This window comes from bacterium 336/3, assembly GCA_001281695.1.
Lineage (GTDB): Bacteria > Bacteroidota > Bacteroidia > Cytophagales > Thermonemataceae > Raineya.
The window spans coordinates 1234353-1248560 of record LJIE01000001.1 but is presented as its reverse complement, the minus strand read 5'-3'; the positions used below and the strand labels follow the sequence as shown (position 1 = coordinate 1248560).

Genomic DNA, 14208 nt, shown 5'->3' with positions numbered 1-14208 from the left:
AGTTACACATTATAAATTTCATGTTTGTATTTCTTTAGATTTTCCTCTTGTTTAAACCATTCTATGGTAGTTTTCAAACCCTCATCTAAAGTATAATTCATTTGCCAGTCTGTCAAGTGTTTAAGTTTTTCGTTAGAACCAAACAAACGATAGACTTCACTATTGGAAGGACGTACTCGTTGATTGTCTGTAATGATTTTAGCATTAGGATTAATCATATCAATTAACTTCTGAGCCAAATCACCGACCGAAATTTCTGATTGAGTAGCTATATTAATCTCCTCACCAATGGTATTCTCAAATCTTGAGATGGTTTCAAATCCTTGAACTGTATCCTTTACAAAGAGTAAATCTCTGGTTGGTATAATATCCCCTAATTTAATTTCTGTTTCTCCATTTAAAAGTTGAGTAATAATTGTTGGAATGACAGCTCTTGCAGATTGTCGAGGTCCATAAGTATTAAATGGTCTAACAATTGTAACAGGCATGTTAAAAGAACGATAAAAAGACTCTGCAAGCCTATCTGCCCCAATTTTAGTTGCACTATAAGGAGATTGTCCTTGAAAAGGATGCTTTTCATCAATAGGTACATACTGAGCCGTTCCATAAACTTCTGATGTAGATGTTACCAATACTCTCTTTGTATTGAGTTGTTTGGCTGCTTGTAATATATTGAGTGTTCCTCGAATATTGGTATCTATGTAGCTATCAGGTGAATGGTAGCTATAAGGAATAGCTATAAGGGCTGCTAAGTGAAAGACTGTGTCTATTCCTTCCATAGCAGTTCTTACTCCATTGGGGTCACATACATTTCCAGAAAATATCTCTATTTGCTTTAATTTTTCTTTGGGTAGTGTCTCTAACCAACCATAAGAATTAAATGAATTATACAAAACAAATGCCCTTACATCATATCCTTTCTCTAATAAATATTCTACCAAATGACTTCCGATAAAACCATCAGCACCTGTAATTAAAATCTTTTTATTCATAAAAATTGTTTTTTCATTTTTTGTACAAGTCGTTTATATTTCATTTCCGTTGGCAATGCAATAGATAATGCCACAAGATTTGAGACTATAATACTCATACAAAACATTACATATGGATTATAAGATTTAGTAAAAACTAGTAAAAACTCTATAATACTATAGTGAGTAAGATATAAAATAAATGAATAAGAAGCTAAAAATTTTATAATTCTTTTGTATTTTAATAGTAGTGGAACTTGTATAAAAAAAGTATATCTTAAAATAAAAAAAATAACCGCTCCAATACAAAATGCAAAAGATATATCATAGGCATTTTTAGTAATATAAATACGATAACTACCCAGTAAAATAAAAATAAAACAGAATAAAATATCTTTATTATTTTTATTATTTTTATGGTGGTTTTGTAAAAGATAAAACACACAAACTCCTATCAGCCATGTAATAGTCAGTCCATTTCCCCAAAATAAATGGTAATATGGTACTAATCCTAAAATTATAGTTATAGCAAGAAAAAAGAGTACATTTTTTCTATAACTTAATAAAAGCCAACCAAATATCATATATAGCCACCACTCAATTGCTAATGTCCATAAAGGTCTTCCTGAACCAAAAGATATAATATCAAAAAAATAAGGGTAATCTTGTAGCATGAATAGATTACCAATAAATGTTTTTATGTTAAAAGACATAATATAGTTATAGTCTTTAGATAGAAGAGTATAATCTAATAATACTATAAATATCAAAGATGGTATTAATCCAGAATAAATTCTACCAAATCTTTCTATAAAATATTCTTTAAATGAATAGCTTTCTTGTCTACTCTCTACTTTTAATATAGAAGAATATGTAATAAGAAATCCTGAAATAACAAAAAATATCATTACACCTATATTTTGTATATAAGGCATAAATGGTGGCTGTAATTTAGGAAATATATTAAAGAAACTAATTCCATGGCCTATAACAACCATTTGAGCGGCTATAAAACGTATTGAATCTAAAAAAGTGGAGCCAGTATCTGAAATTTTAAATATCTTAGTCTGCATAAACAATTTTATATAATAGACCATCCTCCATCAATGACAAGATTATGCCCTGTAATATAAGATGCCTTATCAGATAATAAGAATGAAGCCGTAGGGGATATATCAATGGGTTTAGCCATTCGTTTTAATGGTATTTTTTCTATATAACGGTTTACAAATATTTCGTTCTGATTATCCCAAATCCCTCCTGGTGATATTGAATTAACTCTAATATTATATTTTCCATAGTAAGATGCTAAATAACGAGTTAAATTAGTAATTCCTCCTTTTATTGCAGCATATCCTGCTGGCATAGTCATGTTAGTGCCTTGGTATACACTGAAATCTGGTCCTAAAAAACCATAAATAGACCCCATATTAATTACAGCTCCATTGTTTTGTTTTTTCATCACTTCCAAGATAACTTGACAACATATGAAATAACCATTAAGATGCATATCTATATTTTTTTGCCAAGATTCAACAGGTATATCTTCAAATTTTACGCCCCAGTCACTTGTTCTTGGATAGGCATTATTAATCCAACCATCTATTTTACCATATTGATTGATAATTTCATTCACAGTACCTTCAACACTTTTTTTATCACTTATATCGCAAATAAAATCTGTTTGTTGCTTATAATAAATATCTATATTAATTGCTATCCCCCCCTCTTGTCTAATATCTTTTATAAATTCTTGCCCTAAAAGACCATTGCCTCCTGTTACAACTATTATTTTGTTTTCTAACATTTTCATAAACAAATTTTTAAAACATCTAAAGCATTATCAATTGTATTAAGTGTTTGTTTATTTTCTTTAATACAACTCCAAAAGTAATTCATTTGGTGCAAATATGTATCCGAAATTCTTTCATTACTACTAAATAATAGCTCATCATTTAGTTTAACATTATTATGAAGTAGATCAATAATTAAAGTCCTATCAGAGCAAACTATTTCACATGTTCTTTTGGTATCTTGTCTATAGTAATTTAAGATTACACTTGCTGTAAAATTTTCGTATTCTAAAACGTAATTAGCATAATCAACAGCATTGATACCCAAAGATGACTTCTTTCTTAGAAACTTATCTACTTTTAGAGGAAGTCCAAAAAACCAATAAATATAATCTAGTTCATGAATTAAATCCAAATGTACACCACCTCCCATATCTTCATTAGCACTGTAGTTTTGTTTAAAATCAATATGAGGTCGCCAATTAGGCAGATAAGAACCACAATATGAATTTACTTCATTGATAATAAATTGATTATTTTTCAGATAATCGAATACAAATTGTAAACATTGATGAAATCTGAGATTACAAGCTACATAATTAATAATATTTTTGCTATTTATACTTTCACGTATTTCTTGAGCGACAATTATACTTTCGGCTAAAGGTTTTTCTATAAATATAGGTGTATTTACAGAAGTAACTAAATCAATAGCATCTTTATGCTTGTATGTGGGATTAGAGATGATAATGAAGTCAGGCTTTTCATTTAATTCTTTAATATCTAAAATATTTGAAACTCCAACATATTCTGTTTCTACTTTTCCACTACGAAGGGCAAAAACAGAAGCATTAGGGTTTATTTTTCGCACAGCATCTATGTGTTTGTGTGCTATAGAACCAAGCCCAACTATTAATACATTCATTTGAGCTTAAATTGCAAAGTTTAGTTTATTATTTTCTATGAGAAAACTCATGTATTCAAAATCCTCAATAGTATCTAAATCAAAACATTGATGTTTCATTAAATAAATCAAAGATTTATCTGTAATAGCAGATTTATATTTGTTTATAAAAAAATCTTGCTTATAAAAATAGAAAGAGGCATTCATTTCATAAACTATTGGGCTGGACTGCCGAGTATATATATTTTGAGAAGGAACACTAACTAAATGATAATACCCATTTTCTTTTTTTTCAACCATATTGAAATAAGGACTTTTATGAGCATTACTTACTGAAAATATATTGACTGCTTTATCATCATTAAGAATCAAACCAAAAGCTTCTTTTAAATCTTCTAAAGTTCTCAGGGGAGATGAAACATCTAAATCTAAAGTATAATCATATTTTTTATTATTAACGTTTTCATGATATTCCAATAGATGTTCTATGGTTTCTATTTTGCTAGCAGAGTCAGTAGCCAAATATTCTGGACGTAGGTATTCCGTTTTTAATCCAAAATGGTCAGCAGTTTTCTTGATTTCAATATCATCTGTTGAGAGTGCTACATCCAAATGAAAACCCTGTTGGTTAATATATTTAGCAAAGTTGTAGGCAGTATTGATAGAATAAGCTATTAATGGTTTATTTGCTATTTTTTTTATATTTTTATGAGGAATACCTTTTGAACCTCCTCTAGCACAAATAGTTACAAGTATATTCATTATTAAAACTTTATATGATTAACATCTTCTTGAGCTTTGATATAATCTTCGGGTTTACCTATATCTAACCAATAACCCAGAATTGAGTAATAACTAATTTTTTTACCAAGTTTTATTAATTCTTGGACCAAATCCGGAGCATCAAAAAATGAGTTTTGAGGTATCAAATTCAGATATTTTCTTTGAATTAAATATAAACCTGCATTTGCTTGATAAATATACGAAGGTTTTTCCTTAATATCCAATACTTCATGATTCTCTGTTTCTAAAATTGCATAAGGTATGCTTACCTTATATGGGATAGTTGCAATACACATACTAGCCTCACTTTCTATAAAAGTTTTATAGAAATCCTCAAAATCTATATTTGTGAGTAAATCCGAATTCATTAGTAAAACCACATCATGCTTAAAATCATTTATTAAAGAAATAGATCCCGCTGTTCCTAAAGGTTTTTCTTCTTTAATATATTGAATATTTAAATTTTTATTTGAACCATTCCCCAAATATTCCATAATTTGCTCTGCTAAGTATCGAACTGAAATCCATATATTTTCTACTCCAAAGTGCTCTAATCTATCTAAGTTATATTCAATAATAGGTTTCTGTCCCACTTTCAAGAGTGGCTTAGGAATAGTCTCTGTAAGAGGTTTAAGTCTTTCTCCTTTACCTCCAGCCATTAATACTGCATCTATAGGCAGAATGGACTGATTTTCAGAAATATCTAATATCTTTAATATCCGTTTATTTTCATCTAAAATTGGTATAAAATTTATTTCTAACTTTCTGAAGTATTGAACTTTATCTAAACTCAAATTTAATTTTTCTAAAAATCTGAACTGAGTAAACATAATTTCCATAACAGAGCTATTCAGATTTTTACCATTCAGTAAACCTCGTCTTATATCTCCATCTGTAATAGTTCCTATCATTTGTTCATTTTCATTAATAACAAATAGTGTTAAATCATCTTTGCTATTGAAAGAATTTAGTTTTTCTAAAGCTTGTTTAATTGAAAATGTATTATTTATAATATGTTTATTAAAATTTTTCATAAAAATCTCAATGGATTACCCACTACTTTACTATGATTTGGAATATCTTTTAAAACCACACTCCCAGCCCCTACAATGACATCATCACCAATTTTAACACCTTGTTTTACAACACTATTTGCTCCTATAAAACTTCTAAAGCCTATTTCCACATTTCCACAAAGAGTCGCTGAGGGTGCAATATGGCAAAAATTTTTAAGAATACACTCATGTTCTATTACTGAATTTGTATTACAAATAACCCCTTCTCCTATACGAGTTTGAGCATTGATAGTTACATTTGCTGCAACTAATATACCTTGACCCATTTGAACTGTTTTAGATATTATTGATTTTGTATGAATAGCTTGAGCAAATTTTTCTTTAAAACTTAATTTTTCATAAACTTTTTCTCTAATGTAGTTATCTCCAATGGCTATGAAATAATCGTAATTTTTTAACAAAATCTCTATATTGTTTTGATTTTCAATACCTAAGTATTTCAAGGAGTAAGGATTTTGTAATTTTTCTTCTGTATCAAAATAGCCTATAACTTTTTTGCCCATAGACTCAAAAGTTTCTACCACCACATATGCATGTCCAGAATAGCCTATGATAATAATATTATTCATTTTTTAAAATTTTTATAATTTTCTCACTTGCTTTTCCATCACCATAAATATTTTGTTTGGTTAGAAGTTCCATATTTTGGATTTCATCCACTTTTCTTAAAATTTCTTCTTTTTGGATTGCACAATGCCATACATTCTTTCCTGCATCTCTCCCTTTTTGCCTATCACCTATATTAATCACGTATTTTCCAAAAGAGGCAGCTTCAATAATGCCACTGGAAGTATTTCCTAACAGAAAACTACAATGTTGTATGGCAGAAAAATATCCCAAAGTTCCAAAAGATTCTACTACAAATATATTATTATTTCCTTTTGCAAAATTCTGTAAATGTTCACGAATCATATAACCCATTGTGTCAGCATTAGGCATGGTAATAATAATTTGGTATTTTTCTTTTAGAATTTTTAATGCCTCAATAATTTCCTGAATATATGCTTCATTTCGCTTAAAAGACACTGTTTCTGGGTGAAAAGTAAATAATATTGTAGGCTTTTCTATATCAATTTGATATTTTTGAAAAAATTCTTGTTTTGATAACCGTTTTAAAGTCAATAAATTGTCTAAACTCAATGCTCCTACATTATAAACTTTCTCATTTGTACCAAGCATTTCTATTACTTTATCAGCATGACCTTGCGTTGATACAAAATGATATTGTGCTAATTGCGTTAAACTATGCCTAAATTTATTATCTATTGCTCCAAGTGTTGTTTCTCCACCATGTATATGAGCTATTGGAATGTTAAAAGGTACTGATGCAAGTACAGCAGCCAACATTTCATATCTATCTCCCAAACAAAATATCAAATCTGTATTTTTCTGTTTTTTTCTCCAAATACTACTAAATTTTGTAATAGTTACACCCAAAGCAGTAGAAACAGCTTCAGCACTGTCTCCTAAAATTAAACTTTCTACACACTCTTCTATTTCAAAACCGTCTTTTTCAATTTCAGAGAGGGTATAGCCATGTATGGGTGAAAGATGCGTTCCAAAGGCAATCATAGAAAGTTGAAAAAAATCATCTTCTTTCAATTTTTGCAACAATGGTCTGTATATGCCATAATCTGCTCTGGAGCTTGTCAATACACATACTTTCATACAATATCTGTCCATTGAAGTTGATAATCTTCTTCTTGAGTTTTTATAAGTGTTCTACCAATCAGTTGTTCCAAAAGCATGGGTGAAATTCCATTGGCAGGTCGTTTCATGATAAAATCTTGTTCTGTTAAGATATGTCCTGCTGGTAAATTTTTCGCTAAATGAATACTTTTACGAGCAATTTCAATATTTTTACGTTCTGAATCAGATGGTTTTTTAATTCCATTACCAAGAGCCTGTTCAATATTTCTGATGGAGGTTACCATTTGTTTAAGTTCATCAGGCTCTAATGATGCCTTGTGATCTGGTCCATCAGCATTTTTATCCAATGTAAAATGTTTTTCTATGACTGTTGCTCCCAATGCCACAGCAGCAATGGCGATTTCAATACCCATCGTATGGTCAGAATAGCCTATTTTTACTCCAAAAGCCTGCTGAATAGATTGCATTGCCCTTAAATTTACATCTTGCATGGGTGTTGGATACTCTGTGTTGCAATGCAATACTGTTATGTCAGAAAGTTGTATTCCATATTTTGTCAGTACATTCAAGGCTTGTTCTATTTCCCCCAAATTCGCCATTCCAGTGGAAAGTATTACATCTTTTCCAAAAGAAGCTATTTTTTTGAGATAAGGTAGATTTGTAATTTCTCCTGAAGGGATTTTAAACAAGGGAATATTGATGTCTTGCAAGAAATCAAGGCTTTCTAAATCGAAGCCTGTGGAAAGAAATTGAATATTTTGCTTTTGACAATATGTAATAAGTTTATCATGTGATTCTTTACTCAATTCTAATTTTTTTAACATTTGTAATTGAGTATTTTCTTGCGAATCTGATGTATTTACAATCTGATAATCAGCTTTTTTTGCACTTTTACTTACCAATTTATCAGCCTGAAAAGTCTGAAATTTGACAATATCAGCCCCTGCCTGAGCAGCCACTTCTATTAGTTTTTGAGCTATTTGGATGTCTCCATTATGATTGACACCAGCCTCAGCTATAATACGTACTGCCATAGTTTTAGAGTAGTTTTTTTAAATCATCCACAGTAAGTATCCAATTACTTTTATCTGAACTATAACTAAAGTTTTCAGATACTTTTTCTCCTTTATAATGTTTTAGGTATAAATCTTGCGTTTTTTCGTTGCCTATGATATACAAATTAGACGTTTCGGTTGTATAAAGAGCATCTGTTTGTGATATAATTTCTTCATGAATTTTCTCACCTGCCCTAATACCAATATAATCTATCTGACAATTAGAGCAAACAGCTTCCGCTAAATCTAATATTTTAAAAACAGGTAGTTTAGGTACTAAAATTTCTCCACCAACTGCATTCAAAATTGCATATTCAACCAATTTGCTTGCTTCATCTGCTGTAATACTGAAACGAGTCATTTCGGGATGTGTAATTGGTATTTTCTTATCTTTTGCTTTTTGTAAAAAAAATGGCACTACTGAACCTACAGAGCCAAATACATTGGCATAACGAACTACTGTAAATTGAGTTTTTGAGTTATTTGCATGAATAAATAGCTTGTCTGCACACAATTTGCTTGCTCCATAAATACTACTTGGTGATGATGCCTTGTCTGTTGAAATAGCTATTACCTTCTCTACACCTCGTTCTTGAGAAGCTCTGATTACATTATCACTCCCCAAAATATTGGTTTTAATACATTCTACTGGGTTCGCTTCTGCGATATGGATATGTTTAAGAGCAGCAGCATGGATAACATAATCTATATTTTGTAGACAAAAAAACAATCTATCATAATCTCTTATATCCCCCAATACAAACTCTAATGAAGTATGATTTTTAAACTCATGTTTCATTTCATATTGTTTGTGTTCATCTCTTGAAAACACTATTATTTTTTTTATTTGGGGATATTTTTCTAACAAATACCCAATAAAATGTTTACCAAAAGACCCCGTACCACCCGTTACTAAAATAGATTTGCCTTCTAACATAGCTTACCACAAAATTAAAATAAACCTTCAAGAAAGCAGTGTATCCTGAAGGTTTACAATATGTTCATTGTTAATTTATTAAACCAACATTCTCATAGGCTCTTCAACATTTGCCTTAAGTGTTTTTAGAAACTCCGCTCCAGTAGCCCCATCTACAACTCTATGGTCGCAGGTAAGGGTTACTTTCATAATATTGGCTACTTTCATTTCACCTTTCTCTACAATCACAGTTTCTTTGATACCACCCACAGCCAAAATACACGCATCTGGAGGGTTGATAATTGCTGTAAATTCATCAATACCAAACATACCTAAATTACTAATTGTAAAGGTACTTCCTTCCCAATCTTTTGGTTGTAATTTTTTATCCTTTGCTTTTTGACTAAAATCTTTCACTTCACCTGCTATTTGAGAAAGTGATTTCATATCAGTATTGCGAACAACAGGAACAAGAAGTCCCTCATCCACAGCCATTGCTACACCAATATTAACATGATGATTTACTCGAATCTTATCTCCAAGCCACGATGAGTTAATTTTTGGATGTTGCTTCAAAGCCATTGCAGCAGCCTTGATGACAATATCATTAAATGAAATTTTCACAGGAGAAAGCTCATTCATGCGAGTGCGAGCCTGTATGGCTTTATCCATCTGAATTTCAATAGTTAAATAAAATTCAGGAGCTGTAAATTTACTTTCAGAAAGTCTTCGAGCAATAGTCTTACGCATCTGAGAAAGAGGTATTTCCTCATAACTCTCAAATCCATTATTGGTGGTTGTTGTAGATTTTGATTCTACTTTTGTTTCTGATTTAACTTCCGATTTTGTTTGCTGAGGTTGTGTAGAAGGTTTGAAATTTTCTACATCAGTTTTTGTAATTCTGCCACCATCTCCTGTACCCTGAATTTGGCTCAAATCGTAACCCAAATCTTGAGCTATTTTTTTAGCCAAAGGCGAAGCCTTCACACGACCATTAGAATCTGTATTTACAACAGATACCGTAGTTTGATTATGAGGACTATTTTGCGAAACTGTTTGGTTAGAACTCGCTGGAGTAGCTTTTACACTTGTTCCTCCATTCAATAATGCTTGCCAATCCGCACCTGCTTCACCAATAATATAAAGTACATCATCTACAGCTACTTTTCCACCTGCCTCTACCCCCAAATATAAAATTGTTCCTTTTTCGTAAGCTTCTAACTCCATGACTGCTTTGTCAGTTTCTATTTCTGCAAGCAATTCACCAGCCTTGATGCTGTCACCAACTTTTTTATGCCACGCAACAATTACACCATCTGTCATGGTATCACTCATTTTTGGCATTCTTTCTACTTTCGCCTTGATGTTTGAAGTATCTACTGTTTGTGCAGAAGCTGTTGAAACAGGCTCAGAAACAATTGGTTGAGCAACAGGCTCTGTTTTTACTTCAACTTTAGTACTACCACCACCCAAAAGACTCTGATAATCTTCACCAGATTTACCAACAATATACAAAATGCCATCAATAGGAGCAGATTTTCCTGCATCTACCCCAATGTATAAAATTGTTCCTCCCTCATAGGCTTCTAAGTCCATAGTAGCTTTGTCAGTTTCTACTTCTGCCACTATATCACCAGATTTAATTGTATCTCCTACTTTTTTGTGCCAAACAGCTATGACACCTTCAGTCATAGTATCACTCATTTTTGGCATTAAAACAACTTGAGCCATATTTGTATTTATTTTTTAGAGTCAGTAGTTAATGAAGCGAAGGCAAGATAAAACATATTTTTTCAGATTGCAATGAGTTTTATACAATTTTAGCTTTTGAATGTTATATTTTGTTTATTCATAAAGACTTTAATTTACTCTTGTATTTTATGATATAGGTAACAAAAAAAGTTTCTAAATATAGGCAATCTTATAAGATTTCTTAATTTTGCTTTCCAATTTTCAATCCTTTTATGAAAAAAGAACAATTCTTATTTTGGCGTAATCAACCTCAATCTATATTTTTATCAATATTTTTATTTATGGCTCTTGGAGCTATCATTTGGATGCTTGTAACAAGGCATTTTGGGCTTTCATGGGTTTATCAATGGGATTCGCAACCCAGTAGTAATTTCCAAAATATATTACTTGATGGTTTTGAAAATGGAATTTTACCTTTTACACTCCAAACACCTGTTTATTTTGTACAATACGAATATTTAGCCAAAGATTTACATATACCTCTTTGGGTATCAAAAGTGTGGACTATTGGTATTTTTGTAGCCTTTAGTGTGTTTATTACCTGTATCAGCTATTTCAAAAGAATTTATTTTCTATTGAGTTCTACCATTGCCATTATTTTTATTATTTCTTTACGCATAGATTTGGTAGGAATTGGAGGCGTTTATTCCAAATGGTTATTTGGAGGAACGCTTATTCTTTTGTATGTAGGTTTGGCATATTATTTCCATACCTTTGGAAAAGACCTTGCTTTTTGGAAAAAATTAGTTTCTAATTTAATTGTTTCTGTAATTCTTTTGATACTTATATTTTTCTTGAGTAAAGAGAAATTTCCAACCGTTTATTTGGCTGGTTATGGCATCCTGATACCATTTTTAATTACCCTCACTACTATTTTTTTAGTTGCTTCAGAAATTCCTTTCTTTCTTGCTTCTCTGACCACCTCTCAAAAACTTACAGGAAAGCCTAATTTTTTAAATTTTCATGTTGTAATACTCTTTTATGTAGGAAATTTAGTCTTACTGTATTTAAAAAACACAAAAATCCTCACGCTTGATATTTTCTATATAGATGATTTCTATTTGCTTGCAACATCCTTAATCTTAGGCATTTGGGGTACTCGCCACAATCCATTATTTCAAAGTATTGTACCAAATGCTATGCAAACATGGGTATTTGCATCTATGATGATTGTTACAGCTACTACAATTGCTTATTTTAATTCTGTTATGAATGATGCAGGTATTGCAGCACTCGAAGATTTCATTGTTTATTCACACATTGGTTTTGGAGTAGTTTTTTGGGCATATACAGTATTCAATTTGCGTAATACAACTCAATCTGAGAGTGATCAAAAAACATTTGCTACTCTTTTTTATGAATCTCAGGAAAACAAAACTATCCCACTTTATATTGCTCGTGGATTAGGTTTTTTGATTATGGGCGTATTTATTTTCAAAGAAAACTCTTTTCCTCTTAAACAAAGTTTCTCAGCTTATTACACTGGTTTAGGAGATGTATATCTCATGCATTACAACGAAATGAATCATCAGATTGCAGATGCTTATTACAGCGAAGCTCTTACAAATGACGAAATCAATCACCGTTTGTGGTATTCTAGAGCCAGCCTTATTGGGCTAAAGCCTAAACCTAAACCTGAAGAAATAGCAGATAGAATCAATAAACTGCAAAAAGCTACTCTTCGAGATGGTGTTCCACAAGATTATGCCTTGATTGCTCAGGAATTTGCAAAATCAGGGCAAGGTTTGCTTGCTAATATGGAGTTTAAAGAGGGTTTTGAGAAATTCCCTAAAAGTGCTCCTTTAGCCAATAACATTGCTCTTTTATATGCTCAAAATAAAATTTTAGATTCAGCACTATACTATCTAAAAAAATCTGAAAAATATACTGATAATCCTAAAGAGATAGAAACAAATTTATTAAGTATTCTCATTCAGAAACCTATTATTGCTGCTGATTCTCTTGAAAGTTTTTTACACAAAGACGGAGATGTTGCCTATGAAGCAAATCGTTTGGCTTTGTTAAGTGTGTATCGAAAAACTATAAAAGATCCTTTCAAGCTTAATTTTGCGAGAAATTCTATAGCAGATACTTCTCAGTTAAATATTTTACAAGCTTCTTATCTCCACAATTATCTTGTTGCCTCTCAAGATAAAGATACAATGGCTTTTCATATTACTAAAAAACTATCTAATACATCAACAAATAGTATTTTTGTAGATTTCTTAAAAATAGCTCAACAAATATATTTTTTTAAACAACAAAATCAACAAGCAAGTATAGAAAATAGTCGTTATTTATCTTATCTATCACCTGCTCGTTATCAGATGCAGTTTGGACAGAATTTATTGTATTTGGGAGAGCCTGCTCAAGCAATTGAGCAATTTACAAATCTTAGTAATATTTTGAGCTACAATTCAATTCCTGATATTTTTTATCATAGAGCTGCTGCTCTTTCAGAAGCAGGTAATTTGATAGATGCTGAGAAAATTTGGGAGCAAGTTGCTTTGGATTCAAGCAATTTAAAGAGAAGATATTATGCTCAAAAAATGCTTACTATTTTAAAAGCTGAAACTAAAAATTGGAAAGATTATGATGATACAACTCGTTTTGGTATTTTGTATTACAAACGCCCAGAAATAGATATTCAAAAAAATATAGCTTCTGCTATCCAAAATCCTGATTTAAAAATAAAAGCATACGCTTGTGTGATAGAAGCACTATTAGAAGAAAATAAAGTTCAAGAAGCTGATGAGTTTTTCCAAAAACTAGACAAAAATGTACAAGTAACTCTTTCAGCTCAATCAGAGTTAAATAAAATATACTTAGCATTGTGTTATAAAAAGCAAGATTTCAGTACATTGGTAAGTATTATCGAAAAAATCCCTTTAATTGCAAGATATGAACATTATAGAAATTTTTATAAGGCTATTTTAATAGAGTCAAAAGATATTAAACAAGCAGAAAATTTATATACCAAGGCATTACAAGGAAATCCGTTCGATTTATTATTTTATCCTGATTTTATTCGTTTTTACAATGAAAAAAAGAAAAATAAAGAAGCAGGTTATAATTTGGCAGTTCAAGCGATTAGATTTCAAGAAAATAATCCTTTGGCGTGGAAAATATATATTCTTCAATCTTTAGAACTCAATTATATAGGTTTTGCAGAAGAAGGTTTAGAAAAGCTCAGAGAGCTATCTTTAGAAGATTATGAGAAGTACAAAACAATTTATGAGAAACAAAAAGCGTTGTTATACGGAGATACTTCTGAATAATTTTATTCATATTGACTATTAAGATTTTAT

The 14208-nt window shown here is 30.8% G+C and carries 12 protein-coding genes; 1 reads left to right on the top strand and 11 read right to left on the bottom strand.

Going from position 1 to position 14208, the window contains the following annotated elements:
• Window positions 1-2: 2 nt before the first annotated feature.
• From AD998_05835 to AD998_05785, 11 genes are all read right to left on the bottom strand, one after another.
• Entirely contained in the window at window positions 3-992 is a 990-nt protein-coding gene (locus AD998_05835) for an NAD-dependent dehydratase (GenBank protein ID KOY85738.1), read from the bottom strand.
• Window positions 989-2044: a hypothetical protein gene (locus AD998_05830; protein KOY85737.1), complete on the bottom strand. Its 1056-nt coding sequence runs from the start codon at window positions 2042-2044 to the stop codon at window positions 989-991. The genes AD998_05835 and AD998_05830 overlap by 4 nt, the downstream gene beginning before the upstream one ends.
• 8 nt (window positions 2045-2052) lie before the next feature.
• Entirely contained in the window at window positions 2053-2784 is a 732-nt protein-coding gene (locus AD998_05825) for a short-chain dehydrogenase (GenBank protein ID KOY85736.1), read from the bottom strand.
• Complete coding sequence (locus tag AD998_05820) at window positions 2781-3689, bottom strand: oxidoreductase (protein ID KOY85735.1); 909 nt, start codon at window positions 3687-3689, stop codon at window positions 2781-2783. The genes AD998_05825 and AD998_05820 overlap by 4 nt, the downstream gene beginning before the upstream one ends.
• 6 nt (window positions 3690-3695) lie before the next feature.
• A complete protein-coding gene (locus tag AD998_05815; protein KOY85734.1) occupies window positions 3696-4430 on the bottom strand; it encodes a cytidyltransferase in 735 nt (244 codons plus the stop codon).
• A 2-nt stretch (window positions 4431-4432) separates the two neighbouring features.
• Window positions 4433-5485 (bottom strand): nucleotidyltransferase, encoded by a 1053-nt coding sequence (locus tag AD998_05810; GenBank protein ID KOY85733.1) that lies wholly within the window; start codon window positions 5483-5485, stop codon window positions 4433-4435.
• On the bottom strand, window positions 5482-6096 hold the full coding sequence (locus tag AD998_05805; protein KOY85732.1) for a hypothetical protein: 615 nt from the start codon (window positions 6094-6096) through the stop codon (window positions 5482-5484). The genes AD998_05810 and AD998_05805 overlap by 4 nt, the downstream gene beginning before the upstream one ends.
• A complete protein-coding gene (locus AD998_05800; protein ID KOY88074.1) occupies window positions 6089-7195 on the bottom strand; it encodes a UDP-N-acetylglucosamine 2-epimerase in 1107 nt (368 codons plus the stop codon). The genes AD998_05805 and AD998_05800 overlap by 8 nt, the downstream gene beginning before the upstream one ends.
• Window positions 7192-8211: a pseudaminic acid synthase gene (locus AD998_05795; GenBank protein ID KOY85731.1), complete on the bottom strand. Its 1020-nt coding sequence runs from the start codon at window positions 8209-8211 to the stop codon at window positions 7192-7194. Before AD998_05795 ends, AD998_05800 begins: the two co-directional genes overlap by 4 nt.
• A gap of 4 nt (window positions 8212-8215) precedes the next feature.
• Complete coding sequence (locus AD998_05790) at window positions 8216-9169, bottom strand: hypothetical protein (GenBank protein KOY85730.1); 954 nt, start codon at window positions 9167-9169, stop codon at window positions 8216-8218.
• 78 nt (window positions 9170-9247) lie between these two features.
• The gene (locus AD998_05785) at window positions 9248-10879 is read right to left on the bottom strand and encodes a pyruvate dehydrogenase (GenBank protein ID KOY85729.1); all 1632 of its coding nucleotides are present in this window, start codon (window positions 10877-10879) and stop codon (window positions 9248-9250) included.
• Window positions 10880-11112: 233 nt separating this feature from the next.
• Between AD998_05785 and AD998_05780 the strand changes: the two genes are divergently transcribed.
• On the top strand, window positions 11113-14178 hold the full coding sequence (locus tag AD998_05780; GenBank protein KOY85728.1) for a hypothetical protein: 3066 nt from the start codon (window positions 11113-11115) through the stop codon (window positions 14176-14178).
• Window positions 14179-14208: the final 30 nt, after the last annotated feature.